This is a genomic window from Massilia sp. Root335 (assembly GCF_001425685.1).
GTDB lineage: Bacteria > Pseudomonadota > Gammaproteobacteria > Burkholderiales > Burkholderiaceae_D > Telluria > Telluria luteola.
Map to the genome: position 1 here is coordinate 165,338 of NZ_LMCY01000019.1, position 26,690 is coordinate 192,027.

Annotated in this window: 21 protein-coding genes; 10 read left to right on the top strand and 11 right to left on the bottom strand. The window is 62.4% G+C overall.

Features of this window, described 5'->3' with window-relative positions:
- Nucleotide 1 precedes the first annotated feature (1 nt).
- Nucleotides 2-1,513 carry an efflux transporter outer membrane subunit gene (locus ASC93_RS12385; protein WP_056441955.1) on the top strand — a complete coding sequence of 504 codons (1,512 nt, stop codon included), beginning with the start codon at nt 2-4 and terminating at the stop codon, nt 1,511-1,513.
- A gap of 10 nt (nt 1,514-1,523) precedes the next feature.
- Nucleotides 1,524-1,901, top strand: a complete 378-nt coding sequence (locus ASC93_RS12390; RefSeq protein ID WP_157201884.1) for a hypothetical protein — start codon at nt 1,524-1,526, stop codon at nt 1,899-1,901.
- A 51-nt stretch (nt 1,902-1,952) separates the two neighbouring features.
- Here ASC93_RS12390 and ASC93_RS12395 read toward each other — a convergent pair whose 3' ends face one another.
- Both ASC93_RS12395 and ASC93_RS12400 read right to left on the bottom strand, forming a co-directional pair.
- Entirely contained in the window at nt 1,953-2,438 is a 486-nt protein-coding gene (locus tag ASC93_RS12395) for an MgtC/SapB family protein (RefSeq protein WP_056441961.1), read from the bottom strand.
- Between the two features lie 4 nt (nt 2,439-2,442).
- Nucleotides 2,443-3,654, bottom strand: a complete 1,212-nt coding sequence (locus ASC93_RS12400) for a DUF2252 domain-containing protein (RefSeq protein WP_056441964.1) — start codon at nt 3,652-3,654, stop codon at nt 2,443-2,445.
- A 456-nt stretch (nt 3,655-4,110) separates the two neighbouring features.
- Between ASC93_RS12400 and ASC93_RS12405 the strand changes: the two genes are divergently transcribed.
- The gene (locus ASC93_RS12405; RefSeq protein ID WP_082548004.1) at nt 4,111-4,773 is read left to right on the top strand and encodes a VIT family protein; all 663 of its coding nucleotides are present in this window, start codon (nt 4,111-4,113) and stop codon (nt 4,771-4,773) included.
- A gap of 91 nt (nt 4,774-4,864) precedes the next feature.
- Here ASC93_RS12405 and ASC93_RS12410 read toward each other — a convergent pair whose 3' ends face one another.
- The gene (locus ASC93_RS12410; protein ID WP_056441967.1) at nt 4,865-5,866 is read right to left on the bottom strand and encodes a DNA-binding protein; all 1,002 of its coding nucleotides are present in this window, start codon (nt 5,864-5,866) and stop codon (nt 4,865-4,867) included.
- 191 nt (nt 5,867-6,057) lie between these two features.
- Here ASC93_RS12410 and ASC93_RS12415 point away from each other — a divergent pair, with 191 nt between their 5' ends.
- The 4 genes from ASC93_RS12415 to ASC93_RS12430 all read left to right on the top strand — a co-directional run bounded on the left by ASC93_RS12415 (nt 6,058) and on the right by ASC93_RS12430 (nt 11,204).
- Nucleotides 6,058-7,077, top strand: coding sequence for a tyrosine-type recombinase/integrase (locus tag ASC93_RS12415; protein WP_082547976.1), 1,020 nt, complete (start codon nt 6,058-6,060; stop codon nt 7,075-7,077).
- 202 nt (nt 7,078-7,279) lie between these two features.
- Nucleotides 7,280-8,332, top strand: a complete 1,053-nt coding sequence (locus ASC93_RS12420; protein ID WP_056441970.1) for a DMT family transporter — start codon at nt 7,280-7,282, stop codon at nt 8,330-8,332.
- Between the two features lie 333 nt (nt 8,333-8,665).
- Complete coding sequence (locus tag ASC93_RS12425) at nt 8,666-10,549, top strand: DUF4209 domain-containing protein (protein WP_056441973.1); 1,884 nt, start codon at nt 8,666-8,668, stop codon at nt 10,547-10,549.
- Nucleotides 10,550-10,961: 412 nt separating this feature from the next.
- Entirely contained in the window at nt 10,962-11,204 is a 243-nt protein-coding gene (locus ASC93_RS12430) for a hypothetical protein (protein ID WP_056441974.1), read from the top strand.
- Nucleotides 11,205-11,256: 52 nt separating this feature from the next.
- Here ASC93_RS12430 and kdpE read toward each other — a convergent pair whose 3' ends face one another.
- The 8 genes from kdpE to ASC93_RS12475 form a co-directional block, all read right to left on the bottom strand.
- Nucleotides 11,257-11,952: a two-component system response regulator KdpE gene (kdpE, locus tag ASC93_RS12435; protein WP_056441977.1), complete on the bottom strand. Its 696-nt coding sequence runs from the start codon at nt 11,950-11,952 to the stop codon at nt 11,257-11,259.
- Nucleotides 11,945-14,677 carry a DUF4118 domain-containing protein gene (locus tag ASC93_RS12440; RefSeq protein WP_056441980.1) on the bottom strand — a complete coding sequence of 911 codons (2,733 nt, stop codon included), beginning with the start codon at nt 14,675-14,677 and terminating at the stop codon, nt 11,945-11,947. Before ASC93_RS12440 ends, kdpE begins: the two co-directional genes overlap by 8 nt.
- Before the next feature lie 10 nt (nt 14,678-14,687).
- The gene (gene kdpC / locus ASC93_RS12445; RefSeq protein WP_056441983.1) at nt 14,688-15,263 is read right to left on the bottom strand and encodes a potassium-transporting ATPase subunit KdpC; all 576 of its coding nucleotides are present in this window, start codon (nt 15,261-15,263) and stop codon (nt 14,688-14,690) included.
- A 13-nt stretch (nt 15,264-15,276) separates the two neighbouring features.
- A complete protein-coding gene (kdpB, locus tag ASC93_RS12450; RefSeq protein ID WP_056441986.1) occupies nt 15,277-17,376 on the bottom strand; it encodes a potassium-transporting ATPase subunit KdpB in 2,100 nt (699 codons plus the stop codon).
- A 33-nt stretch (nt 17,377-17,409) separates the two neighbouring features.
- On the bottom strand, nt 17,410-19,215 hold the full coding sequence (gene kdpA, locus ASC93_RS12455) for a potassium-transporting ATPase subunit KdpA (RefSeq protein ID WP_056441989.1): 1,806 nt from the start codon (nt 19,213-19,215) through the stop codon (nt 17,410-17,412).
- Complete coding sequence (locus tag ASC93_RS12460; RefSeq protein ID WP_056441994.1) at nt 19,215-19,304, bottom strand: potassium-transporting ATPase subunit F; 90 nt, start codon at nt 19,302-19,304, stop codon at nt 19,215-19,217. The genes kdpA and ASC93_RS12460 overlap by 1 nt, the downstream gene beginning before the upstream one ends.
- A gap of 112 nt (nt 19,305-19,416) precedes the next feature.
- The gene (locus ASC93_RS12470; RefSeq protein WP_056442000.1) at nt 19,417-20,199 is read right to left on the bottom strand and encodes a TorF family putative porin; all 783 of its coding nucleotides are present in this window, start codon (nt 20,197-20,199) and stop codon (nt 19,417-19,419) included.
- A gap of 43 nt (nt 20,200-20,242) precedes the next feature.
- On the bottom strand, nt 20,243-20,932 hold the full coding sequence (locus ASC93_RS12475) for a hypothetical protein (RefSeq protein WP_056442003.1): 690 nt from the start codon (nt 20,930-20,932) through the stop codon (nt 20,243-20,245).
- A gap of 285 nt (nt 20,933-21,217) precedes the next feature.
- Between ASC93_RS12475 and ASC93_RS12480 the strand changes: the two genes are divergently transcribed.
- The 3 genes from ASC93_RS12480 to ASC93_RS12490 all read left to right on the top strand — a co-directional run bounded on the left by ASC93_RS12480 (nt 21,218) and on the right by ASC93_RS12490 (nt 26,660).
- On the top strand, nt 21,218-23,113 hold the full coding sequence (locus ASC93_RS12480; protein WP_056442005.1) for a potassium transporter Kup: 1,896 nt from the start codon (nt 21,218-21,220) through the stop codon (nt 23,111-23,113).
- Nucleotides 23,114-23,205: 92 nt separating this feature from the next.
- A complete protein-coding gene (locus ASC93_RS12485; RefSeq protein WP_056442007.1) occupies nt 23,206-23,439 on the top strand; it encodes a hypothetical protein in 234 nt (77 codons plus the stop codon).
- Between the two features lie 116 nt (nt 23,440-23,555).
- Nucleotides 23,556-26,660 carry a Tn3 family transposase gene (locus ASC93_RS12490; RefSeq protein ID WP_056442010.1) on the top strand — a complete coding sequence of 1,035 codons (3,105 nt, stop codon included), beginning with the start codon at nt 23,556-23,558 and terminating at the stop codon, nt 26,658-26,660.
- Nucleotides 26,661-26,690 lie beyond the last annotated feature (30 nt).

Genomic DNA, 26,690 nt, shown 5'->3' on the forward strand with positions numbered 1-26,690 from the left:
CATGAGCAAGCGGATTCTTTTTCCAATCTCACTAGCGATGCTGACGACGATGATGGCCGGCTGCGCGGTCGGCCCGGACTACCGCAAGCCGCCGGCGCCGGCGGCGCAGCAATACATCCCCGGACCGTTGAATGCGTACGCTGCGGCGTCCGGCGGCCCGGCAGTCCAAGGGTTTGCCGAGGGAGCCGATGTGCCGGCGCGTTGGTGGACCCTGTTCGGTTCGGATGCATTGGATCGGCTGGTCGATGCCGCCGAACGCGCCAGTCCAGATGTGCAGTCGGCCGAGGCGGCATTACGGGTCGGCCGTGAAAACGCGGCCGCCACCCGCGGCGCCTATCTTCCCAGCGTCGAGGCGCATTACACGCCGACGCGCCAGAAGATTTCGGATCCGCTCGCAAGCCCGCTCGCATCGAATGCCGACCTGTACACGCTGCATACGGCGCAGTTGAACATCGCTTACGTGGCGGGCGTGTTCGGGGGCACGCGCCGGCAAAGCGAAGTGTCGACTGCCCAGTTCGAGCAAGCGCGCTTTCAGAACGAGGCGGCCCGGCTGACGCTGGCGTCCAACGTAGTGGCGGCGGCCATCCAGGAAGCCGCGCTTCGCGCCCAGCTCGACGCCATGATTGAGCTTGTCGCCCTTGCGCGCAAACAGCTCGACGTCGTGCGCAAGCAACGGCAAGCCGGACAGAGCGGCGCATCCGACATCGCCGCTCAGGAGACGCTGCTGGCGCAGGCCGAGGCCGGGTTGCCACCGCTGGAAAAGCAGCTCGCCCAACAGCACGACCTTGTTGCAGCGCTCACAGGCCATCTCCCCAGCGATACTGTCGAGGCGATCAAATTCGACGCGCTGACCCTTCCACCGGAATTGCCGGTCAGCCTTCCCGCGCGCCTGATCGAGCAGCGGCCCGACATTCGCGCCGCCGAAGCGCAACTGCACGCGGCAAGCGCCCAGATCGGCGTGGCGAAGGCGGCGCGTCTGCCAGATATCACGCTGTCGGCAACGCTTGGCAGTTCGTCCTTGGGCCTGTCGACCCTGTTCAAGTCCGGCACTGGCGCCTGGAGTATCGGAGCCGATCTCGTGCAACCGATCTTCAAGGGCGGCACGCTATTGCACCAGCAACGTGCCGCCGAAGCGGGCTACGACCAGGCGGCGGCCCAATACCGTGGGGTGGTGCTGACGGCATTCCAGAACGTGGCCGACACGCTGCACGCAATCGTGCTCGACACGAAGGCGCTGGAAGTCAGCCTGGCGGCCGAGCAGGCGGCTCGCCAGAGCCTGGCGATCGCGCAGCGGCAATGGCAGGTGGGTGCGGTCGGGCACCCGGCGGTCCTTCTGGCCGATCAAGCGTATCGCCAGACGATGATCAGTGTGGTCCAAGCTCGGGCGGCACGGTTTGCCGACACGGTCGCATTGTTCCAGGCGCTCGGTGGCGGCTGGTGGAACACGTCTCGGCAAGACCCCGCTGCAAATTCTGCGCTCGGGCAGGACACGACCCATCATGCCGGTCGTTAGGAGGAACACCATGCAAACCAAACTGATGTCCTTGCTGATGCTTGTCCTGCTGGGAGGCTGTTCGACGGCGTACGACACAAGCCATCCTTATGAAGGGAACTGGCGTATTGGTCAGGTTGAGGAAGTCGGCAGCGCCACGGCAGCGTTTCCGATAACCGGATTCGACTGCCGCAGGGACGCGGCTGGGGTACCCAACTCCGGAAACGTTCGATATGCGTATGTTCGGTTTGAGTTTTCGGGTGGTACCAAGTACATGAACAGCATCCCGAAACAGCGGCATGTGATTGTCACGATCCCGGACGATTTGAATGCCCAAGAAGGTGAGTGGGTATATGTCAATATCCGTGATTGCAGTCAACCTATGGCGCGCCTGAAGCCCGCTCGTTGAAGTTAAAAACATGGGAGAGTGGGGCAGGCACACTGACATTGTCCGGGCACTTCACTCGTCATGCAAGCTGATCTCCTGCTGCTCAGCGGCTGGTTTCTTCAACCAGCGCCGGTGCAGCGCGCGCTCGATCGGCTTGCCGAGCACGAACAACAGAAAAACGAAAGCCAGCGCGATACCGGCAATTTCCCAGGAACCCATCCCACATAGGATGCCTAGGATTGCAGTGATCCAGATTGAGGCGGCCGTGGTGAGACCGCGAATCCTATCGCTGCCGTTCTCATGGACGATGACGCCCGCGCCGAGAAACCCGATGCCGGTGATCAGGCCTTGAATCACACGGCTGAGCGAGCCGGGATCGGCCCGACCGTCTGCGATCAGTGCGTTCATGCCAATCATTGTCAGCAGACAGGCTCCCAGACTGACCAGGCCGAGGGTCCGGATTCCGCTCGGCTTACCGCGCAGGTTGCGATCCAGGCCGATCAGGCCACCGATCAGGACCGAGGCGGTGAGGCGCAGCAGAATCTCTAAATAATGCATGGCTTCACGCCTCTACATCGATCTGGAATTGTCCGGTGTCATAAGCGTCGGCATAGCTCGTCCAGTCGGCGTTCACCTGTGTTGCCATGGCCGCCGCGGCCTGTCCCACTTGGCGTTGCCATTTCTTCTTGCCGGCGAAGGCGATCAGTTCATCCGCGTTGGCTGATCCTTGTCGGCCGCTGCTGCGCAATTGAGCCCAGGCCGCACATCGTGCCAGCAAGGCGATGGCGTCCTCGAACAGGTCGTGCTGAGCACCGAAGCGGTCGAATGGTAGGCGGTCCTCACTGGGTTGTAAGGCGCGCAGCACGAAGGGCGCGCCTGCGTGCGTCACCGCATGCAGGCACGCCGAGGTCACCGCCTGCATACGTTCTTGCACACTTACAATGCGCTGGGCGTCGTCGTCCCAGCGCGGCTGCAGCGATTTGAACTGACGTCCCAGCGTCGACGGCACGGCCTGCTTCAGGTCGAACAGATAGTTGCGGTCGGGCGATCCGCGTCCCTCGACCAGCACGACGTAGCGGGCGACTCCCAGGCTGCCAGTGCCGGCGATGCGCCTTGCAACGTCAAGCACCTTGAAGAAGTCCGCGTGCAGCTGTCGGCCTGCGAAAGCCAGAAAGGTCGCTTCGACATCGTCGCGCTCGGCCTGGCTGATCGCCAAGGCCCGGCGGCCGTCGATGTGCAGGACTCGGCGCCTGCGCACCACACGCGTGCGGCTGTTCAGGTAGTCAACGCGCTTGCGCTCTCGCAAGTGGTCTAGCAGTTCGCGCACCACACCTTGGGTGGTATCGCGCTCGATCCAGTTGGCCTTGCCATGGGCAAGCGTCTGAGCGTACTGGCTAATCATCCGCTCGACCAGGGCAACTACGCATTCCTCTGCCAGGCCCTGTGCCGTCAGGCCGACATGCATACTGGCCGCAAGCCGCACCAGTTCCCAACTGGCCGGCGCTAGCGCCGCTTCGTCGAAATCATTGATATCGAAATAAACTAAGCGATTGTCGCCCTTGTAGCTGCCGAAGTTTTCAAGGTGAAGGTCGCCGCAACACCACACTGCCGGCGCGGTCACGTCGAATCCCGACTCCGCAAGCCGGTCGTAGAACAGGTGACAGGTCCCGCGAAGGAACGCGAACGGGCTGTCGCGCAGGGCTCGGTATTTCATGGCCAGACGCTCCGGGTCGCGGCCATAGTTTTCCTTCAAGATCCGCTTGACAATATTCATCGATACCTTCGAAATCACTCAGGTCAAATGGAATCCCAATTGTAGATCGATGCGCCTGGCTGAGTATCAATGCTGGCAAAGATGTAATCTCGAACTACGTACTCTTTTCGAGCAGTTAGAGAATTGATCCGATATCGAGTGCAGGGGCCTTGCGATTTGAGTACGCCATCCAACACGATCCATTTTCGATGTGTGTACGTCCGCTCTTTGCCGAGTTCAGCCGGTAACCTATCTTGGTATTTGCTGCCGACGAGCAGCATTTTTGCCCGAGTTGCTGGGGCATTTTTGTCCAAGGACAACAAATCTATTCGAACGAGGCAATATCTCGAAAAGCTGTCGAGCCAAATGAGAATGATAACCAAATTGATTCATCCTATCTCAAATAGTATTTTCAATTGAACGCGTCTATCATTCCGCTCTCCATAGGAATCGCAAATGACCAATTTGGAGGGCTTTATGAAGAAACGACACCGCGAGCGGCACCGTATACAACATATTGGATGGCTTCGCGCTGCCGTGCTCGGGGCAAACGACGGAATTATTTCAACCTCAAGCCTGGTAACGGGGGTGGCAGCGGCGCATGCAGCACATCGGAATATCGTTCTGACCGCAGTGGCGGGGCTGGTCGCCGGTGCGATGTCGATGGCAACTGGAGAATATGTATCGGTCTCCTCGCAGTCCGATACAGAGAAGGCTGCGATTGCCGAAGAAAAGGCCGAGCTCGAGGATGACCCTCTCGGTGAGCACCGTGAACTGGCTATGATCTATGTCCAGAGGGGATTGGACCGAGCGCTTGCGACACAGGTCGCTCAACAACTCATGAAACACGACGCGCTCGCGACGCATGCGCGAGATGAGCTGGGCATTTCGGACCTGACGGCGGCGCGCCCTCTGCAGGCGGCTTGGACGTCGGCCGCGAGCTTCTCGATGGGGGCTGCGTTACCGCTCGCCGTGACAGCGCTGGCGCAGGGACCGAATTTGGCTATTTATGCCCATCCCCTCGAAAAGGTAAAAGTTCTTCTAACCTATCGAGTTTTCTTTACGGGAACGCGAAATTCTCGCCCACTAATTTCGTTTGCCCACCGCTGGCGTCATCGCCGGGCCGGGTGCGACCTCTAGCCAAGCCTTCAGCGCGGCCACCTCTTGGGGATGTGCCGGGATAAAACCGGAAATGACACATAATCCTAAAAGTAATAAAGGCGGGGGGTCTTTATTCCTCATTGGCGGGCAACTCGCTACTGCGGCTTTTGCGCTCGGCGTGCGTTGGCTTCGGCGCCGGAGAGTCTGCCTTTTTCAGTAGCTGAGCGTTCGCCTTCTCCAGCGCGCTGATCTTGTCTTCCATGCACACGATCTCGTGCTCGGCGTCGTCCAGCCGCTGTCCGACTATCTCCGTCTCCAACTGCCGGGCGTTGGCCATCTCGCGAGCGGCGCCCAGCGCCTCGGTGGCCTCGTGCAGTTGCAAAGCCTGCGCTTTGCTCGCCTCGCCCAGCTCCGCCACCTTGTTTTCCAGATGCGCCTTGTCGCCACGCAGCACGGCCAGCGCCTCGCGGTGTTCCTGCAAATTGCTCCGCACCGCGCCCAGCTCCCGCTCCAGGGCGGCGATACGCGCCTCGGCCGCTTGCCGATCGATTTGCCGCTGCTCGGCCACCTTGTCCTGGTAGTAGTCGAACTGCTGTCGCGCCTGCGCCAACTGGTCGGCCAGCAACTTGACCTCGGCCGCGCGGTCCGCCAGGCGCTGAGTGAGTCCGTCGTTCTCGGCCCGCAGCGCCGCGATCGTCACGGCGGCGTGCTGCCGCTCGTCGCGCTCGTGCGTGAATGCCGCCTTCACCTGCGCCAGTTCGGCGGCCAGCGCCTCGCGCTCGGCGCGCAGCTGTCGGCCGCCGGCGCGTTCCGCCTCCAGCTGCTGGGTCGCCTCCTGGCGGGCTTGTTCGTGCGCGGCGCGCAGCTGCTCGACTTGCTCCTGTGCGCCCGCCTCCAGGCGCTGATACACGCCCTTCACGGCCTCCAGCATGTCGGCGGGTAGGCCGGCGCCGGCGGCGGCCGTCTCGCCCTGGTGCTCGCGCTTCCACTGCTTGAGCATCGGCGCGATGGTGCTCTTGCTGCCGGTGCCCAGCGCCGCACGCACCGTGTCCACGGTGGGGTTAGCGCCGGCGGCGGCCAGCGCGGCGGCGGCCTTGACCACCTGGGAATAAAGAATGCCGGCGCGTGCCATGGTGGGCCTTTCGAGAAATTAGGTAACGTATTCCATAATACGTAATATCATGATATATTATGATTTCTAGTTTCTGGCGTCACGCATTGTTTTATCTTGCGATAATGTTCGTTATCGCGACTCATCCGGCCGGCATCGTGTTATCCTGCGCGTAATCCCATTACGAGAACGCAATCCGCGCGACGCCCCCCATGCCACGCGAACCAGCCGCCATCGAACCGGTCGACGCGGCCGACGCCGGGTCGACGCTGATGATCCATACCGCCATAACGCAGCAGGATGAATGCGCCGTGGCCGCGCGGCACCAGGCATTCCTGGCCGCCGCCACCTCCGACAACACTCGTCGGACGTACCGGTCCTCCATCCGGCACTACCTGGACTGGGGCGGCGTGCTTCCGGCCGACGAACCAGCGGTCATCCGCTACCTGGTGTACTTCGCCGACGCGCTCAATCCGCGCACGCTCGCACTGCGTCTAACGGCACTCTCGCAATGGCACGTCCATCAGGGCTTTGCGGATCCCGCGGCCACGCCGACCGTGCGCAAGACCCTAGCCGGGATCGCACGCACGCACGGCCGCCCAAAGCGGAAGGCCAAGGCGCTGCCGATCGAGGATCTGGAATCGATCGTGGCGGTCCTGGCCGCCCAGGGCACGTTGAAGGGGCTACGCGACAACGCCCTACTGCAGGTCGGCTTTTTCGGGGGATTCCGGCGCAGTGAGCTTGTCACCATCGAGGTCGACCACATCACATGGGACCCGCAGGGGATCACGATCACGCTTCCGCGCTCGAAAACGGATCAAACCGGCGAAGGAGTAACCAAGGCCATCCCCTACAGTCCCGGCCCGTGCTGCCCGGCGACAGCATTGCGAAGCTGGCTGGAGGCGGCCGGCGTGGCCGGCGGACCGGTCTTCCGGTCGATCACCAAATGGGGCGTGGTGGGCGTCGACGGATTGAACCCGGCCAGCGTGAACACCATCCTGGCCGGTGCCGCCCAGCTGGCCAAGCTCGACTATGTGCCGGACTTGTCGAGCCACAGCCTGCGGCGAGGAATGGCCACCAGTGCCCACCGCGCCGGCGCCGACTTCCGCGACATCAAACGACAAGGCGCATGGCGCCACGACGGCACGGTGCGGGGTTACATCGAGGAGGCCGGGCTGTTCGAGGAGAACGCGGCCAGTAGTCTGCTCCGATCGCGCGTCAAGTCGAGCTAAAATAAGGGACGGCGAACTCGACTTGTTGGCTTATACACAGTGCCGCCAGTTTGCCCCGACACGCGATGATCGACTATGCTGCCAGACGTAGCAAAATGGAACGCGCTACTGCTTATGTGCGAACCCTGCGTTGACTGACAACGCACCGCCTCCGCGGTCACCACGAATTCCAACCTCAATAGAATCGAACCAGGATACCTTCATGCATAAGGGAGTCATCTATGCGGTGATTGCTGCCGCCTTGTTTGGAGTTAGCACGCCGTTTGCCAAATCGCTCGTCGGCCAGGTCGCTCCCGTTGCGCTCGCCGGCATGCTCTATTTGGGGAGCGGCCTTGGTCTGCTGGCTTTCTACCTGTTGCGCGCCTTTGCACAGCGCGCCGGTGCGGTGGAAACGGCGGGGATCACGCGGGCGGATCTGCCGTGGCTGGGTGGCGCGATTGTGACCGGCGGCATTGGCGGTCCAGTGCTGCTCATGTTCGGCCTGACCATGACGCCAGCGTCGTCTGCCTCGCTACTCCTGAACATGGAGGGCGTGCTGACATCAATGCTGGCTTGGTTCGTGTTCAAGGAGAATTTTGATCGCCGCATCTTCATCGGGGTGTTGCTGATCGTCGCCGCGGGTGTGTTGCTGTCGTGGGAGCAGATCCCGACTTTGGGCGTGCCGTGGGGTTCGCTCGCCATCGTCGGTGCCTGTCTCTGCTGGGGCATCGACAATAACCTGACACGCAAGGTATCGGCCAGCGACGCGGTGCAGATCGCCTGCGTCAAGGGCTTGGTGGCCGGCTCGGTCAATCTGGCAATCGCCACCACACTCGGATTTCACTTGCCGCCGGTGCCGGTTGCCGCGGCCGCCGGGGTGGTCGGCTTCTGTGGATATGGCGTGAGCCTGGTGATGTTTGTGCTAGCGTTGCGTCACCTCGGCACCGCGCGCACCGGTGCCTATTTTTCGGCGGCGCCCTTCGTCGGCGCGGTTGTTTCGCTGCTGATGCTGGGCGAGCAGCCCGGTCTTGTGTTCTGGGTGGCCGCCGCCCTGATGAGCGGTGGTATTTGGCTGCACCTGACCGAAACGCACGAACACGAGCATGAGCACGAGGTCATGGATCACGCGCATGCGCATCGCCACGACACGCACCATCAGCACGGCCATGATTTCGACTGGGACGGCATCGAGCCGCACGTGCATCCGCATGTGCACGCGAAGCTCAGGCATTCACATCAACACTACCCGGATATCCACCACCGGCACGACCACTAGGCGCGCGCTGCCTCGAAGCGCTCTGACACGTTGTTCCGTTCATCACGTGCAGTTATGATACGGGCCATTCATGTCGCCAGTGCTTAGCGCCCGATTTTTCCCGTTTTCTCTGATTGCTCCAAGCTCGACTACGTACCGGAACTTTCAAGCCACAGCCTGCGGCGAGGCATGGCCACCAGCGCCTTTCGCGTCGACGCCGGCCTCCGCGACATCAAGCGGCAAGGCGCCTGGCGCCACGACGGTACCGTGCAAGGCTACATCGATTAGCGGGTTTGTTCGAGGAGAACGCGGCCCGCAAACTGTTGCACCGTAAAACTTAGTGAGGACGAAAGCATGATACTGGTCCCCGCCGCCGTAGCCCTTCGCCTGTCGGAACTAGAGGCCGCCGCACCGTCCTGGCTGGACGAGCATCCTTGGTCGGCCGAACTGGAGGCTCTGGCGCCGGATGTCGCCACGCTGAACGAGGCTGAGCGGCGCGGTTGCATCGCCGAGATCGTAGCGCATCGCTTCATGCCGACCACGTCCGCTGACCGTGGGCCATGGGACGCCTATTTTGGTCCGGTTTCCTCTGGTACCGACGCGAATGGTCGTGACGTCCATGTCCCCGACGCCCGACAGATCGATGCCGAGGTCGTTGAATACTGGAAGACACGCGCGGAACTGACGCCGCATCCCATGCTTCGTGCGCGCTACGCCGACCTGGCGTGGGAGATTGGGCGCATCTGGAACCGCGAGCATTCTGATCAGGCTCCCATTGCACTGCCCCGCGAGCTGGCCCAGCGCACAGCCTTCGCTTATCTGGACTCGGCGCAGATGGCCGACGCAAGCGTTCCGTTGCAACTGTTCAAGGCGTGGCGGTTTCTGGAGCGCGCGCTGGGTTTGGCGATCTCAGTCAAGGACGCGACGCTGATCGAGCGCGCGAAAAAGGCGGCCTTTGACTTCAACCGGGCAAACCGGGCCGCCGGACACATGGACCAGTGGTGGCTGATCGATGATCTAGTCTTCGATCGCAAGGGGCTGACGTTGACCGAGGTGGAGCGCTCAGAGATCGCCGGCTGGCTGACGGAAGCGCTCAATACCTGCTCCGACCTGACTGACCGCCAACGGTTCGAGCCGCACCTGGCGCTGCAGGCGGCCGACCGCATTGCACGCTGGGCCGCCAAGTCAAAACAACCGGAGCTGGGCATGGCCGCCCTGAAGCAGGCAGCCGGCGCGTTCGAAGCGTTCGCCAAGCAGGCCAACGCGATGACGGCGACGGCTTGGCTCGAAGACCTCAGCATCCGCTACCGGCAAAGCAATTTGCCAGAAGACGCCTCGCGCGTCGACGCCGAAATCATCGCGCGCTCGGAGGAAGCCAGGCAATCCATGCGTCTGACCTCCGTGCCGATCAGCGTCACCAACGAGGACATGGAGTGCTGGCTGGACGAATTGATGGCAGACTCGCCCAAGCAGGCGATCGGCCGTATCGCTTTCCACTTGATGTCAGATCCCGATGAGTTGCATAGACAGGTCGAGTCCAACGCGGCCAACGCCCCGTTGCACGCGAGCATCTCGATTACGATTACGGACGACAACGGTTTTACCACGGCGACTATCGGCTCGGTCAAGGACGACATTCCGGGACGTGTCCTCAACGCGGCCGCGACCTATATCGGCGGTTCCAGTCCTTGGCTACACCAGGCGCTCGCCCGGTTGAAGACTCGATGGAGCACCGATGCCGAGGCGCTGCTCGCGTTCCTGGCGCAGAGCCCGCTGTTTCCACCTTCAACGCATGGCTTGTTGCGCGCCGGCATTCAGGCTTGGTTCGCCGGCGACTTTATTAAGGCCGTGCATGTCCTGGTGCCGCAGGTGGAAGCCGGGCTGCGGGAAATGCTGCGGGCGTATGGAGAATCTCCCATGCGGCACAATGCGCACGAAGGAGGCTTCGAGACGATCGGTATGGGGACATTGCTCATGAACAGGACGTTCAAGGCGCACGCCCATCCATGGTTCCGTCTGCACATGCGCGCGCTCTACACCAGCCCGAAGGGCCTTAATCTGCGCAACCGGGTAGCCCACGGGTTGGCAAGCGCGGACGCTTTCGGGCTGGGCATGGCGAACTGGGTCATCCATTCACTATTCGCGATCCGCACGTTCGGGCATCTGGAACCGGATACTGACGATACAATTTGTCCGGATGCCTCCGAACCACCTGCGGCGCCGAGCGCTCGCGAATGAGACGCACCCTATATTGCAGCGGGCTCGCAGGCTGTACCGGCCAGCGTGAACAGTATTTTTTTGACCGGGCTGCATAAACCGGGCTGCATAACTATGTCCGCGGTTCAAGTCGACCTGAATTGCCCCCCAAAGCAGATCATCACCTGTAGTTATGACTTGGACCAATCTCATGTCGTCAGTGCTTAGCGCCCGATTTTCCCGTTTTCCCTGATTGCCCCGGGTAAGGAATTTTGATGTTATATCGCCGTCGCCCATGTTAAATTGGCATTTGTGATCTATAACACGTTGAGCGTCATAGGAGAGCTTCGTGCCACAAGGTAATGCCGATCAAGTTTTTCCGGTGTTCTTTGGTGTATGGGTAGTGCTCGGGATCGTCTGAACGGGCTTTTTCTACCTCAACAAGAACGCTGCATTGAAACGCAAGGTATGGCCGCCGTTCCTCGGTATCGTCGGAGTGCTGTTCCTTGGCTTCACGTGGACGATGGGCGTTCCGCTGGAAACGTTCTTCTTTGCAGTGCCTGCGGTGGCGCTCATCACGCTGCTCAACCTGCGGACTGTGCGGTTCTGCAATTCGTGCGGCGCCACCCTCAGGAGCCAGAATGCATTTTCGAAGCCCGCCTACTGTTCCAAGTGCGGAGCGAAGCTCGAACAATGACAGCCCCCTCCGTCGAGTGGACAGCCAGCCTATTCGATAAGGCTCGACCTGCTCAAGACAGCTGAAACCGGTAACCGACACCGGATTCGGTGATCATGTACCGAGGCTGCGCTGGGTTGTCCTCCAGCTTGTGCCTGAGGTGCCCCATATAGATGCGCAGGTAATGCGCCTGATCGGTCTGATTCGGCCCCCAGACCATGCGCAGCAACTGCGGCGTTGTCATGACCTTGCCCGCATTCGCGACCAGCATGGCCAGGAGCCTGTGCTCGGTTGGCGTCAGCCTCACGGCGCATCCCCCCTTGGTGACCTGCCGGTTCTGCACGTCGACAACCACGTCGCCGAAACGCACCTTGCCGTCGCCCTCGGTCGCCGGCCCTCGCTGGCGACGCTGCGACGCCCGGACCCGCGCCAGCAATTCGCCCACTCCGAACGGCTTGGTCAGGTAATCGTCTGCGCCCTTGTCGAGCGCCCGGATCTTTTCCTCCTCGCTGACGCGCGCAGACAGCACGATGACCGGTACCGCAGACCACTTGCGCAAATCGCCGATAAAGTCGACGCCGTCGCCGTCGGGCAGGCCCAGGTCGAGAATGACGACGTCCGGCTTACGGGTGCCGGCCTCTGTTAGCCCGCGCTCCACGGTCTCGGCTTCGTGCACCTGCCAACCTTCCTTCTCCAGCGCATTGCGCACGAAGCGCCGGATGTGCGGCTCGTCTTCGACCAGCAGCGCGCTGCCAATGAAATCACTCATCTTGTTCCTCGGCTTCCAGTTCTGCATCCAGCATCGGCATGGCGGGCGGCGTTCCCAACGGGAGCGTGAACGTGAATTCAGCCCCTCCTTGCGGGCGGTTGGCGGCGCGGATCGTTCCACCATGCGCGCTCACGATCGCGCGGCAGATCGCCAGGCCCAGGCCAACTCCCGGCTTGGCGGACTCGCGTTCGCCGCGGGCGAACTTCTCGAACACCGCTTCTTCCTGACCTGGCGGCAGGCCCGGGCCGTTATCGGCTACCACGACATCAAGCCAAGTACCGCGCTGCCTGGCCGAGACGGTGATCGTACTGCCTGCCGGCGTGTACTTGCCCGCGTTCTCGAGCAGATTGGACAGCACGCGTTCGATCAGGACGGCGTCGTACTGCACGAGCGGCAAATTGGCCGGTACCTCGGTCACCACCTCGTGGTTCGCAAGCGCCGCGCGGCTGGCTTGCAGGGCGCTGCCGACGACCTCCTCGACCGCCTGCCACTGGAGCTTGAGCTTGACGTCTCCGCTCTCGATGCGCGCCATGTCGAGCAGATTCATCACAAGCATGCTCATCCTGTCCATTTCCTGACGCAGCGCTTCGGCCATCGCATGCTGGGCAGGCGCCAGCGGCGGAACCGAGCGTGCCAGTGATTCCGCCTGTGCCATCAGGGAAGTGAGCGGTGTGCGCAGGTCGTGCGACAGGGCCGCGAGTAGAGAATTGCGCAACCGTTCCGATTCGATTTTCACCAGCGCGTCCTGGGCCACTTCGATGTAGTGCACCCGCTCGAGCGCGATCGCGGCCAGGGTTGCGAACGTGTCCAGTTGTTGTCGCTGCTCGGGTGCCAGTAGCCAAGGGGTATGCGCAGCCTCGATCGCCAACACGCCGCGGGTGCGCATTGGCGCGACCAGGGCCATGTAGAACACGGGGCTGCCCGGCAAGGTATCGGTCCCCATGCCGGCGCTGGCGCCGTGATCGAAAGCCCATTGCGCGATGCTGGTGTCCAGGCCGGGGATCGTCGCGCCATCCCCGTCGACGGCGTGAACATGCCCGTCCGCGTCGGGCAGCAGCAGGGTCGTGCGTGCGCCGAACGTGCGCTTGACAGCGTCGTGGGTCGCATCCTGGATTTGCTCCGTCTGCAGCACTCCGGACAGCGCACGCGCGAACTCGTACAGGGCGCGGGTGCGGGTCTCGCGTAGCGCTGCGACGCGGGCCTGGAAGCGAAGACCGGCCGTGAGGTGGCCGGTTATGGTGCCGACGGCCAGCATGACGCCAAAGGTGACCAGGTACTGGAAGTCCGAGATCGCGAACGAAAAGCGCGGCGGCACGAAGAAGAAGTCGAAGCAGGCCACGCCGACGCAGGTGGCTGTCACGGATGGACCGCGGCCCAGCCGCACCGCGACCAGCAGCACGACCAGCAGGAACAACATGGCGATGTTGGCCAGGTCCAGGAAGCCGACTGTTGGCGCGACCGCCAAGGCCATGCCGAGGCTCGCTAGGGCGGCGATGGCGTGCGCCAGCAGGTGCTGGCGAGGCGGTAGGTTACTGACGGCCGTGCCCGTCCATTGGGGATGTCGTACGAGCCCAGGCGGCGCCGTGCCCGGTACGATGATTTCGACCAGTTCGATGTCCGGCGCCAGGTGCGCGATGCGCCGGCTGCACGATGTGCGCCACGGGGATTCGCGCTGGCTGCGGCCAAGAACGATACGCGCCAGGTTGTGGCTGCGGGCGTAGTCGATCAGCGCCGACTCGACCCGGTCCCCCGACAACGTGCTCGTGACCGCGCCGAGGTCGCGCGCCAGCTTGAGCGTCGCCAGTATCTGCGCGCGGCGTCCTGTATCCAGTCGCTGTAGCTCGGGCGTCTCGATATACACCGCATGCCAGTCGGCACCGAGCTGCGCCGCAAGACGGGCAGCACTGCGCACTACGCCTTCCGCGCCAGCGTCCGGGCCGACGCAGGCCAGCAGCGCGGTGCCCGTCCGCCAGACCGGGTCGATCGATTTTTCCACCCGGTAGGCGCGCACGTCGTCGCCGATCCGTTCCGCAGTGCGGCGCAGCGCCAGTTCGCGCAGCGCGATGAGGTTTCCCTTGCGGAAAAAATTCTGACTGGCCCGTTCGGCCTGCGCGCCCTGGTACACCTTGCCGAGTTTGAGGCGCCCCAGCAGCTCGTCGGCCGGCAGGTCGACCAGCACCACTTCGTCGGCGGCGTCGAATACGGAGTCCGGCACCGTCTCGCCGACGCGTACGCCGGTGATGCCGCCGACCACGTCGTTCAGGCTTTCCAGGTGCTGGACGTTGACCGTCGTGAACACGTCGATGCCGGCCGCCAGCAGCTCGTCGACGTCCTGCCAACGCTTGGGATGGCGCGAACCGGGCACGTTCGAATGGGCCAGTTCGTCGACCAGCACGAGTTGCGGGTGCCGTTCCAGCGCGGCGTCGATGTCGAACTCGGTCAACGCCTTGCCGCGGTAGTCGATGTGCCGGCGCGGCAGGACGTCCAGCCCATCCAGCAACGCTTCGGTCTCGGCGCGTCCGTGGGTTTCGACGATGCCGACGAGGACGGCGCGCGTGGCGGCGAGCTGGCGCGCCGCGGACAGCATCGCATAGGTCTTGCCGACGCCGGCCGACGCGCCGAAATAAATGCGCAACCGGCCGCGCGCCGCGCGCCGTTCTTCTTCCTGCACCTGGGCCAGCAGCGCGTCCGGATCGCGCCGCACCTCGTCACCGGGAACGCTCATGCCCGCGTCCTCACTGCGCCTTGCCGTCCAGGGCCAGGTTCAGCGCGAGCACGTTCACGCGCGCCTCCCCCAGGAAGCCCAGGATGGGCGCCTGCCGGTAGCGGGCGATGAGCGCGCGCACCTGCGCTTCGGGCAGCTTGCGCGCCGCGGCGACGCGCGCCGCCTGATAGTCGGCGGCGGCCACGCTGATCTCGGGATCGAGGCCGCTGGCCGACGCGGTGACGAGGTCGACGGGGATCGGCGCCCGGTTGCCGGGATCGGCCGCCTTCAGCGCGGCGACGCGATCCTTGACTGCGTCCAGCAGGGCCGGATTGGTCGGCCCCTGGTTGGAGCCGCTGGAGCCGGCCGCGTTGTACGCCATCGGCGCGGTGGCCGACGGCCGGCCCCAGAAATAACCTGGTTGTGAGAACGGCTGGCCGATCAAACTGGAACCAACGGTTTTGCCGCCGGCTTCAAGCAGACTGCCTTCGGTCTGGTGGGGGAAGGCGACGCGGCCGATGCCGGTGACGGCGGCCGGATAAAGCACGCCGCACAGCAGGGTCAGGGTGCCAAACAGGACGAGCGCGGGGCGGATGATGGAGGGCATGTTGTTCTCCTTGTCAGACGAGGTTGAATGCCGCCAGCAGCATGTCGATCAGCTTGATGCCGATGAATGGCAGGATGATACCGCCGACGCCGTAGATCAAGAGATTCCTGCGCAGCAGGGCCGTGGCGCCGATCGCGCGGTAGCGCACGCCGCGCAAAGCCAGCGGGATCAGGAACACGATGATCACGGCGTTGAAGATCAGCGCCGACATGATGGCCGAGGATGGGCTGGCGAGGTGCATGACGTCGAGCGCTTTCAGTTGCGGATAGGTGCCGACGAAGGCGGCCGGGATGATCGCGAAATACTTGGCCACGTCGTTGGCGATCGAGAACGTGGTCAACGAGCCGCGCGTCATCAGCATCTGCTTGCCGATCTCGACGATCTCCAGCAGCTTGGTCGGGTTCGAGTCGAGGTCCACCATGTTACCGGCTTCCTTGGCGGCCTGGGTACCCGAGTTCATCGCCACCGCCACGTCGGCCTGGGCCAGCGCGGGGGCGTCGTTGGTGCCGTCGCCCGTCATCGCAACCAGGCGGCCTTCCGACTGGTACTGCCGGATCAGCTTGAGCTTGTCTTCCGGCGTCGCTTCAGCGAGGAAGTCGTCGACGCCGGCCTCGGCGGCGATCGCTGCGGCCGTCAGCTTGTTGTCGCCGGTGATCATCACGGTCTTGATGCCCATGCGGCGCAGTTCGGCAAAGCGCTCCTTGATGCCGCCCTTGACGATGTCCTTCAGCTCGACCACGCCCATGACGCGGTTACTATCCGCCACCACGAGCGGCGTGCTGCCGCGGCGCGCGGCGTCTTCGACCGTGCGCACGACCTCGGCCGGAAACGGCATGCCGAGTGCCTCGATGTGGCGCCGCACGGCGTCGGCCGCGCCCTTGCGGATTTGGCGCTCGCCGCAATCGACACCGCTCATGCGGGTGTTCGCCGAGAACGGCAGGAACACGGCATGCAGGCTCTCCAGCTCACGCTGGCGAATGTTGAAGCGCTGCTTGGCCAGCACGACGATGCTGCGGCCTTCCGGCGTTTCGTCGGCCAGAGACGCCAGCTGTGCCACGTCGGCGAGTTCGCGCTCGGTCACGCCCGGCGCCGGCAGGAAGGCGGCCGCCTGGCGGTTGCCGAGCGTGATAGTGCCCGTCTTGTCGAGCAGCAGGACGTCGACGTCGCCTGCCGCTTCCACCGCGCGGCCGGACGTCGCGATCACGTTCGCGCCCATCATACGGCTCATGCCGGCCACGCCGATGGCCGACAGCAGGCCGCCGATGGTGGTGGGAATCAGGCACACGAGCAACGCAATCAGCACGGTAATCGTGACCGGCGTACCTGCCTTGGCCACCTCCACGGAATACAGCGAGAACGGCAGCAGGGTCACAGTGACCACCAGGAACACGATGGTGAGCGCCACCAGCAGGATGGTGAGCGCGATCTCGTTCGGTGTCTTTTTACGCTTGGCGCCTTCGACCATCGCGATCATTCGATCGAGGAAGGTCTCGCCCGGGTTCGTGGTGACTTTCACGACAAGCCAGTCGGACAGCACGCGCGTGCCGCCGGTGACGCTGGAAAAGTCACCGCCCGATTCCCGGATCACGGGTGCCGATTCGCCCGTGATCGCGCTTTCATCGACCGAGGCGACGCCTTCGACCACCTCGCCGTCGATCGGCACCACGTCGCCCGCTTCGATCAAAATGTGGTTGCCCTTGCGCAGGTCGGTGGCGGGACACGGCAGCCACGTGGTGCCGTGCTTGGGCGTGGCCAGCTTCTTGGCGACGACGCTTTCCTTCAGGCCGCGCAGCGACGCGGCCTGGGCCTTGCTGCGGCCTTCGGCCAGCGCTTCCGCGAAGTTCGCGAACAATACCGTGAACCACAGCCAGACGGCGCAGGTCAGGATGAAGCCTGCCGGGGCCTCGCCAGTACCGAACAACGCCTGAACGTACAGCAGCGTCGTGATGATGCTTCCGACGTACACGACAAACATGACGGGACTGCGCAGCTGCGTGCGCACACCGAGTTTCTTGAAGGCGTCGACCAGCGCCGGGCCGACCAGGCTCGTGTCGAACATGGTCAGGCGCTTGCCGGCCGTCGACTCGGACGGCGCGACCGCGGGCGCCGTCATCGGGGAATTCAGTTGGGACATGACGACTCCAGGTTATTTGGCAAACAACTGCAGATGTTCGACGACCGGTCCGAGAGCAAGCGCCGGCACGTAGTTCAGCACACCGACCAGCACGACCACGCCGACCAGCAGGCCCACGAACATCGGGCCGTGCGTGGGCATGGTGCCGGCCGTGGTCTGCAGGCGCTGCTTGGCCGCGAGCGAGCCGGCGATCGCCAGCACGGGCACGATCATGGCGAAGCGGCCGAACCACATCGCGATCGCCAGCATCCAGTTGTAGAACGGGGTGTTGGCGGACAGCCCGGCGAACGCGCTGCCGTTGTTGTTCGCGGCCGAGCTGAACGCGTACAGGATCTCGGAGAAGCCGTGCGCGCCGGGGTTGGCGACACCGGCCTTGCCGTCCGCCGCCAGCACGGCGATCGCGGTACCGGCCAGGACCAGCACGGGCGTGACGAGGATGGCGACCGACGTCATCTTCATCTCGTAGGCCTGGATCTTCTTGCCCAGGTATTCCGGCGTGCGGCCGATCATCAGGCCGGCAATGAAGACGGCCATGATCGCAAAGATCAGCATGCCGTACAGGCCGGAGCCGACGCCGCCGAAGATCACCTCGCCGAACTGGATGAGCAGCAGGGGCACCGCGCCGCCCAGCGGCGTGAACGAGTCGTGCATCGCGTTGACGGCGCCGCACGAGGCGGCCGTCGTGATGGCGGCGAACAGGGCGGAGGCGTCGATGCCGAAGCGCGTTTCCTTGCCCTCCATGTTGCCGCCCGCCTGCAGGCTGCTGGCCTGCTGGTCGATGCCGAGTGCGGTCAATCCCGGATGCGCCTGGTGCTCGGCCACCATCACGCAGCCCGCCATCACGACGAACAACACCGTCATGGCGGCCAGGATCGCCCAGCCCTGGCGCCGGTCGCCGACGAGGCGGCCGAACGCGAAGCACAGGCCGGCCGGGATCAGGAAGATCGACACCATCTGGAACAGGTTCGATAACGCGGTGGGGTTTTCATACGGGTGCGCGGAGTTGGCGTTGAAGAAGCCGCCGCCGTTGGTGCCCAGCATCTTGATGGCTTCCTGCGACGCCACCGGACCCATCGCGATCGTCTGCGTGGTGGTGGTCAGGGTCTCGGTGACGGGCTGGCCCTTCGCGTCCAGCACGGGCTGGCCGTCGGCACCCGTCTTCGGCTGCGTGTACGTGAGCGGCTCGAGCAGCTGGACCTGCTGGTAGCTCGAGAAATTCTGGATCACTCCCTGGCCCATCAGGAATACGGAGAACACCAGCGACAGCGGCAGCAGCACGTACAGGGTGCTGCGGGTGAGGTCGACCCAGAAGTTGCCGATGGAGCGCACCGACTTCGATGAAAAGCCGCGGATTAGCGCGAACACGACGGCGATGCCGGTCGCGGCCGAGAAGAAGTTCTGGCAGGTCAGCGCCAGCATCTGCGTGAGATAGCTCATCGCCTGCTCGCCGCTGTAGCCCTGCCAGTTGGTATTACTGACGAAGCTGACGGCGGTGTTGAACGCCGAATCCGGGCTGATGTTGGCGATGCCCTGGGGATTGAAGGGCAGCCAGGCCTGCGTCCGTTGCAACAGATAAACGACCAGCGTGCCGAGCGCATTGAATGCCAACAGAGCCAGGGCGTAGGCTTTCCAATCCATGCCCGCGCTCGCGTCTAAGCCGGCCGCGCGGTAGAGAAAAGTTTCGACCCGTTGCAGCCAGCCGAAGCCGCGCACGCGTCCGCCCTCGGCCACACGGGCCAGCAGGATCCCGAGGGGCCACGACGTGGCCAGCAGGATCGCGAAAAACAGCGCCGGTAGCGCCAGCGAATGCATGTCCATCACAGGTCCTCCGCACAGAACATGGCGTACAGCAGGTACACCAGCAGGGCGCCGGATGCAACCGCGCCGATCAGGTAGAACAGGTTCATTTGCGTTCTCCCAGCTTGGCGCAGCCGCTTGCCATGCCCCAGATCAGGGCGGCGAACAGCACGATCGCGCCGATGAAGACGATATCCATCGTGACCTCGTTATGACGGTTGATCAAAAGGTCTTGCTGACGCTGATGACCAGCGCCTTCTTGCCGAGAAACTTGCCGTTCGCGGGCGACGCGTACGCGGTTTCATCGGCATTCGTGCCGACGAGGGCCGCCGTCAAGCTGGCGATGCCGAAGTCCTTCGTGACGCCGACCTTGTAGTCGGTATAGCTGGCGGCGTCGTGGTGGCGCACGTCCTGGCGGCCGGCGTGGAGGTTCAGCGTGAAGGCGTCGCCCAGCTCGACGTTGGCGCCGACGTCCAGGTAGCCGCTATGCCGGCTGTCCGTGAAGCCGAACAGATTGGTCAGTGCCACCGAATACTTGGCGTAGGCAGGCCCGTAGCCCAGCTGCCCGTAGGCTTCCGTCGTGTTCGCGTTGGCGGAACCCGGCACGTCCTTCAGACCGTTGGACGGATAGACGTAGCTCAGCACGCCGACGTCGTAGCTCACGTCGGCGGTCAACTGGCCGCGCTTGCCGGCATACAGGTCCCACTCGACGTCGCCGCCGCCACCCGCGTCCTTCGTCCACTTGATCGTCGACAGCCAGGTGCCGGCGTACAGGCCGCTCGGATTGTGCGTGTAGTCCGCGCCGCCCTGCAGCGCGGGCTGCATGTGCGTCTGCGAGATACCACGATAGCGGTAATCGGACGTGAGGGCGGCGTTGAACGTGACGACGTTGTCGGGCTGTGCGTTCGCCTGCGCATTGGTTCCCGTGGCGGGCTGTGTTTCTTGGGCGTGCAGCGGCACTGCCAGCGCGGTCAGGATGGAGAGGGTAAGGAGGGATTTATTCATGATACTTTCTATTCCTTGTTTTTGTTGAAACTGTCGACTCGATTCATGTGTTCAAGCCAGGCCTGAAGACCGCCTGCGGCAGCGCGCGGGTGCGCCCTGCCCGGAAGACCTCCCCATGCAGCGCCGCCATCTCGGCGGCGCCAGTACTATTTGCGATGTCGCAGACGCAGCGGCCGGGCGCATCGTCACCCCAAGCCAGCGCTGGCAGGTGCACAGTGGCGCCCGCCAGGCCGGCCGCCATCACTTGGGCCGCATAGGCACGTACTGCGCCCAACTCGTCCGGGGCCGGGTCGCGTTCGCCAGCCATCGGCACAAACAAGACCCGCAAGCCTGGATTGAACATACGAGCGCTGTTGAGCCTGGCGATGCAGTCGTAATGGGCGTCGATGTCAGCGTAGTCAAGCGCCAGGGGAACGACGGCAACATGCGCCGCGATCAGCGCCCAGCGGCATTCGTGGCTGCCGCAACCGTCGGTGGCGATGACGATCTCGTCGTAGTCCGGCAGCAGGCGCTCGAGCCTTGCGGCACAACCCGGTCCGTGCAGGGGCCGCACGGCAATGGCTGGCAGCAAATGTGCGCGGGCGCGCTCGACACCCCAGCGCTCGCAATCCTGCCCCGGTCCGGCGTCCAGCAGCAGTACCTTACGCGCCATGCGGGCGCGCAGCAGGGCCAGGTTCTCGGCCACTGCGGCGCCAACGCGCGGCGGCGCGCAGTTGACGATAGTGACGATCATGGTCTGACCTCCTGGACAGGCAGACTGCTGTCACCAATTGCCGATGCAACCATGAAATGCCTCTTGATTTCGCGTGTTTCGATACGAGGCAGTGTAGATTCGGAAACGTAAAGATTTTCTAAAAAGACGATCCGCACAGATAAACGGTTTGTTTACAGGAGCGCTCTCACACTTGGACCGACGGCGCGGCGTCTTTTTACAAAATCTTTATGTGCCGGTCTGTACGATGTTGCTGGCTGTGCATTGGCACACCTTCACTGAACAGAATCGAACGCGAGAACACGGATGGATAACGCAGCAAACACGCCGCAGGAAAAGACTGGACGGCTTGCACTGATCACCCTGGGCGCACTGGGCGTCGTGTATGGTGACATTGGCACCAGCCCTCTATACACAATGAAAACGATCTTTTCGAAGGAGTTCGGACTGATGCTGGACACACCGAACCTGCTGGGTGCGGTGTCGCTGATTTTCTGGGGGCTTGTCCTGATCGTGTCGCTGAAGTACGTTACTCTGATCCTGCGCGCAGATAACCACGGAGAGGGCGGCATCATGGCCCTGATGGCGTTGGCAAGTGCATCGGTCAAGGATGGCTCGCGCCGCTATTACGGCCTACTGCTGATCGGCCTGCTGGGCGCCGCACTGTTTTACGGCGACAGCGTGATCACACCGGCGATTTCCGTACTTTCGGCCATCGAAGGGCTTGAAGTGGCGACGCCGGCGCTCAAGCCTTATGTTGTACCGCTTACAATCGTCGTGCTCGTTGTCCTGTACTTGGTGCAGCACAAGGGCACGGGCAGCATCGGAAAATGGTTCGGGCCGATCATGCTGTTATGGTTTTTCGCGCTCGCCGCAATGGGCGTGATCAACATCCTGAAAGCGCCAGGCGTGCTGGCCGCCGTCAATCCTTATCACGCGCTGACTTTCATGGTCCGCAACAAGACGCTTGCCTTCATTGCCCTTGGCGCCGTCGTGCTGGCCTTTACCGGCGCAGAAGCTTTGTATGCGGACATGGGGCATTTCGGCAAACGCCCGATCCGCATGGCCTGGTTCGGGATTGTCGCTCCCGCATTGGCGCTGAATTACCTGGGGCAAGGGGCATTGCTCATGACTCACCCGGACGCGATCGCCAATCCATTCTTTCAGCAACTTGGTGCCTGGAGCGTCTACCCCTTGGTGGTATTGTCGACCGTTGCGACCGTAATCGCTTCGCAGGCGACGATTTCCGGCACGTTTTCGATGACACACGAGGCGATCTCGCTGGGCGCGCTGCCGCGCATGAAGGTGGAGCACACGTCCGAGGATGAGGTGGGCCAGATCTATATTCCATTGATGAACTGGATGCAGTTGATCGCGGTGATTCTCGCCGTGGTGGGATTCGGCTCGTCCGATGCGCTCGGCGCGGCGTATGGCATCGCAGTGACCGGCACCATGTTGATCACGACAATTCTTACATTCTTCGTCATCCGCTACTGCTGGAAATACAACCTGGCCCTGAGCCTGGCGGCGACCGCATTCTTTTTCGTAATCGACGTCACACTATTTGCCGCGAACACGCTCAAGTTCCTGCAGGGCGGCTGGTTTCCGCTGGTGGTCGGTGCGGTCATTCTAACCGTCATGATGACCTGGGAAATCGGTAGCCGCAGGGTATCGCGCAATCTAGAACAGGATGCAGTACCGCTTGACGCATTCCTGGAATCGCTGTTCATCGAGCCACCGCCGCGAGTGGCAGGCACCGCTGTGTATTTCCGTCGTGTTGGCGAAGGCGTACCGCACGCGATGCTGCATAACCTCGTCCATAACAAGGTGGCGCACGAGCGCATCCTGTTTGTGACTGTGCACCCGGAAAACGTTCCTTGTATCGGTGACGGGGAGCGTGCCCGTGTCGAGGCACTCGGACACAACTGCTTCCAGGTCAACCTCTATTATGGTTTCAAGGACGGGCGCGACATTCCCCATGCGCTGTCCTTGTGCGCGGATCAGGGTTTGTCGTTTGATGTGATGGAGACATCGTTCTTCATCGCACGCCAGACCGTGGTCCCAACGCCTAAGCGCGGAGGCCTTCCACATTGGCTGGAAGGATTATATGCACTCCTCTATCGCAATGCCCGGAGCGCCGCCGATTACTATCGCGTGCCGGCCAATCGCGTTATCGAATTGGGTGCTCAAATCGCGATCTGAGCGGGACGTAGTATTTACATGTGACCGCCTCCCAAGTGTCAAGCTAAGCAATCTTGATCAAGCGGAGCGTTTTCAAAAGCTGGTTGTACCGAGTGCTCGCGCTGCTCGTCGCCTGGACTACCATCCTGGCAGTCACATGGCTCTTCGACGAACTGTGTGACGCGCCGATGTACTGGATCGCCATCGACTGGCTATGTTTGGGCAACGGAGTCACGCCAGTCAAGAAAATCTATTTTCCGATGCCATGCGCCGATCGCCTCGACGTGCCGGGCGCATTCCGAATGCTGTGGTGGGCAGCGTTTCGGCCGCGCGAATTGTCGGCATGAATGTGGTGCCAGATTACCAAGACAGAAGGAATATCTACATGTCAATGACGGCCCTGTTTGCGATCGAGCGGCCCTGGCAGACGCCGGCCTCATAATTTCATCAATAGCAACAAGCCATGCCATCTGTAGAACGTCGCCTTGCCATCCTCTCCGCCGAGGAAGTCGCCTCCCTCTATGAGATACCCAGATTCACCGACGATGATCGTCGTCTGTATTTCGATTTCAGCCCCGCGGAGCGCGACGCGGTGGACCGCGTGCATACTGCCGCCGCTGCCATTCACTTATCGCTCCAGCTTGGCTATTTCAAAGCGAAAAAGCGCTTTTTCATCTACGAGCCGCATCAGGTCGCTGATGACATCGCCTATCTCGTGCGGGTTCTTTTTCCGGGAAAGAAGTTCGGCGAGTTCAAAGCGCTGTCCAAGCCAACGCGACTGGAGCAGCAACGGATCATCCTGGATCTGGTCAACTACCGAGTTGCCGACCCGGCGGTCAAGGTCGAGCTGGAACAGAAGGCCCGACGGTTCGCGATGCTCTCCACGCAGCCGGTCTTCATCCTGCGCGAAGCGCTGCAATTTCTCGAAACCCAGCGCATCGTCGCGCCCGGCTATACGTTTCTGCAAGACTTGGTCGGGCGCGTCGTCACGCACGAACGCAACCGGATCACGACGCTGCTCGAAGGAGCATTGCCCTCGGCGGCCAGGGAACAGATCGACGACTTGCTGCAATCCGACGAGCAGGTCTATCGCATCAGTGCTTTGAAACGCGAAGCGCGCGACTTCAGCTATAAGGAGTTGCGGCAGGAGGTCGAGCGGCGCAACGTCTTCGAACCGATCCATATGTTCGCCAAGACGTTTCTGAAAACGGCCGGCCTGTCGACCGAAAGCGGCAAGTACTATGCCTCCCTCGTCAAGTTCTATACCGTCTACAAGCTGCGCCGTATGTCGCTCGAAGCGACGCGGCTCTATCTCCTGTGTTTCGCGTATCACCGCTTCCGGCAGATCAACGATAACCTGATCGAGGCGCTCATCCACCTCGTCGACCAGTACGAAAAGCAGGCCCGGCGGGCGGCCGATGAAGCATTGCAAAAGGCCATGGAAGACGCCACCGAGAATCTGCGCGCCGCGGGCGACGTGCTGAACCTGTTCACGGACACGTCGATCCCGGACAGTGCGTCGTTCAACGACGTCAAGGACAAGGCGTTTGCGCTGCTGGAACCTGAACAATTCCCGGTCGTCTCGAACTACCTGCGCAACGTCGCGTTCGACAAGGCCGCCTTCGAATGGGCGCATTACTCGACGTTGTCGCACCAATTCAAGCGAAATTTACGGCATCTGTTCTGCGCGCTGGATTTTGCCGGCCGAGTGGAAGATGCGCCGTTGCTCGATGCGGTCGTTTTCCTTCAGACGTTGCTGCGCGACGGCAAATCGCCGCGGCAAAGCAAGCCGGATCTGTTTCCGACCGAGGTTATCCCCAAGAGCCTGCAACGTTATCTGTTCGCGGTACGGGAGAAGGCAGATGTTCGCGACGACGCCGGACCGGAGACCATGTTGGACGTCGACCGCTACGAATTCCTGGTCTATCGATTGTTGCGTAATGCTCTGGAGGCGGGCGACCTCTATGTCCGCGACAGCGTCGAGTTCCGCCGTTTCGAAGACGACCTGATTGGCGATGCGCGCTGGCAGCACAAGGACGTCGTCCTGAAGGAGATTGGCGCACCAGTGTTGCTGACGCCAATCGAAGAGACGCTGGCGAACTGGCGCACGGAACTGGAGGCGAAGTTCGCCACCGTAAACCAGCGCATCGAGGACGCCGTCAACGAACACATCAAGGTCACCGGTCGCCGCGACAAGCGGAAGTGGACACTCCAGTATCCGAGCGAGGAAGAGCCGATGAACAGTCCGTTCTACGGCAAGCTCCCCAGCATCGGCATCGCCGACGTGCTTTGGTTCGTCCACAAGCGGACCGGCTTTCTCAAGGCGTTCAGCCATGTCCTCGATCGCTACGTCAAGCACGAGCCGGACCCGCGCGAACTATTGGCCTGTATAGTCGGCATGGGCACGAACATGGGACTTGGTAAAATGGCCGAGGTGTCTGGCTTGAGCTTTGCGCAATTGCTTACGACGGGGCGAAATTACCTGCGGCAGGAGACCATTCATGCCGCCAACGACGCGATCAGCAATGCGACTGCAGCATTGCCCGCATTCCACCTCTATGATATCCGCGATGAGGTGCATTCCAGCAGCGACGGCCAGCGTGTCGAGACCCAGATCAACACGATCAACGCGCGGCATTCGCCGAAATATTTCGGCCTCCAAAAGGGCGTGACGGCCTACACGCTGGTCGCCAATCACGTTCCGATCAATGCCAGGATCATCGGCACGCACGAGCACGAGAGTCACTACGTGTTTGACATCCTGTACAACAACACATCGGAAATCAAGCCGGAGCGACACTCCACTGACACGCACGGCACCAACCAGGTCAATTTCTGGTCGCTATTCACCTTCGGTTACCAGTTTGCGCCGCGCTACCGCGACCTGCACAAGAAGATGGAAAAGCTGGTCGGCTTCCAGAATCCGGGCGACTACGGGGACTTGCTGATCAAACCGTCGCGGCGGATTTACGAGGAATTGATCGCGGCCGAATGGCCGAATATTCAGCGCATCATGGCTTCACTCGCCGAAAAGGACGTCACTCAGGCGACCATCATCCGCAAGCTGTCGAGTTACACGCGGCAGAACCAGACCAAGAAAGCGTTATGGGAACTGGACAACATCCGGCGCACCATGTACATCCTGGATTTCATCGATGATGTGACGCTCCGGCAAAGCGTGCAGAAGGCTTTGAATCGCGGGGAAGCCTACAATCGGTTCCGGAAATCGGTGGCTTATGTCAACAACGGCAAATTCCGCGTCAAGACGGAAGCCGAACAACAACTCTGGAACGAATGCTCGCGGCTAATCGCGAACGCGATCATTTATTACAATACCGAATTATTATCAAAAGTATACGAGCAGAAACGGGAGGCGGGGGACGAAGAGGCGATCAAGGTGTTGCGCGGCGTCTCGCCCGTGGCGTGGCGGCACGTCAATTTGATCGGAAAGTTCGAGTTCACGCCGGAAGCGATCGATATCGACTTGGATAAGCTGGCAGCGCGCTTCGCCGATCCAGGTTACTGGAGGCAAGCTCTTGACGAGGGGGATGAGGGGGCGTTGACTTGAGTTTCACCGCGTTTCGGAAACTTTTACCTT

Excerpts from the sequence above, each read along its gene's own strand:
- ASC93_RS12415 (WP_082547976.1), top strand. The coding sequence starts at position 6,058 with ATGCCACGCGAACCAGCCGCCATCGAACCGGTCGACGCGGCCGACGCC.
- ASC93_RS12410 (WP_056441967.1), bottom strand. The coding sequence starts at position 5,866 with ATGGCACGCGCCGGCATTCTTTATTCCCAGGTGGTCAAGGCCGCCGCC.
- ASC93_RS12385 (WP_056441955.1), top strand. The coding sequence starts at position 2 with ATGAGCAAGCGGATTCTTTTTCCAATCTCACTAGCGATGCTGACGACG.
- ASC93_RS12425 (WP_056441973.1), top strand. The coding sequence starts at position 8,666 with ATGATACTGGTCCCCGCCGCCGTAGCCCTTCGCCTGTCGGAACTAGAG.
- ASC93_RS12395 (WP_056441961.1), bottom strand. The coding sequence starts at position 2,438 with ATGCATTATTTAGAGATTCTGCTGCGCCTCACCGCCTCGGTCCTGATC.
- ASC93_RS12490 (WP_056442010.1), top strand. The coding sequence starts at position 23,556 with ATGCCATCTGTAGAACGTCGCCTTGCCATCCTCTCCGCCGAGGAAGTC.
- kdpB (WP_056441986.1), bottom strand. The coding sequence starts at position 17,376 with ATGACGGCGCCCGCGGTCGCGCCGTCCGAGTCGACGGCCGGCAAGCGC.
- ASC93_RS12400 (WP_056441964.1), bottom strand. The coding sequence starts at position 3,654 with ATGAATATTGTCAAGCGGATCTTGAAGGAAAACTATGGCCGCGACCCG.
- ASC93_RS12480 (WP_056442005.1), top strand. The coding sequence starts at position 21,218 with ATGGATAACGCAGCAAACACGCCGCAGGAAAAGACTGGACGGCTTGCA.
- ASC93_RS12405 (WP_082548004.1), top strand. The coding sequence starts at position 4,111 with ATGAAGAAACGACACCGCGAGCGGCACCGTATACAACATATTGGATGG.
- kdpA (WP_056441989.1), bottom strand. The coding sequence starts at position 19,215 with ATGGACATGCATTCGCTGGCGCTACCGGCGCTGTTTTTCGCGATCCTG.
- ASC93_RS12420 (WP_056441970.1), top strand. The coding sequence starts at position 7,280 with ATGCATAAGGGAGTCATCTATGCGGTGATTGCTGCCGCCTTGTTTGGA.
- ASC93_RS12470 (WP_056442000.1), bottom strand. The coding sequence starts at position 20,199 with ATGAATAAATCCCTCCTTACCCTCTCCATCCTGACCGCGCTGGCAGTG.
- ASC93_RS12460 (WP_056441994.1), bottom strand. The coding sequence starts at position 19,304 with ATGAACCTGTTCTACCTGATCGGCGCGGTTGCATCCGGCGCCCTGCTG.
- ASC93_RS12440 (WP_056441980.1), bottom strand. The coding sequence starts at position 14,677 with ATGAGCGTTCCCGGTGACGAGGTGCGGCGCGATCCGGACGCGCTGCTG.
- kdpC (WP_056441983.1), bottom strand. The coding sequence starts at position 15,263 with ATGCCCTCCATCATCCGCCCCGCGCTCGTCCTGTTTGGCACCCTGACC.
- kdpE (WP_056441977.1), bottom strand. The coding sequence starts at position 11,952 with ATGAGTGATTTCATTGGCAGCGCGCTGCTGGTCGAAGACGAGCCGCAC.
- ASC93_RS12390 (WP_157201884.1), top strand. The coding sequence starts at position 1,524 with ATGCAAACCAAACTGATGTCCTTGCTGATGCTTGTCCTGCTGGGAGGC.
- ASC93_RS12475 (WP_056442003.1), bottom strand. The coding sequence starts at position 20,932 with ATGATCGTCACTATCGTCAACTGCGCGCCGCCGCGCGTTGGCGCCGCA.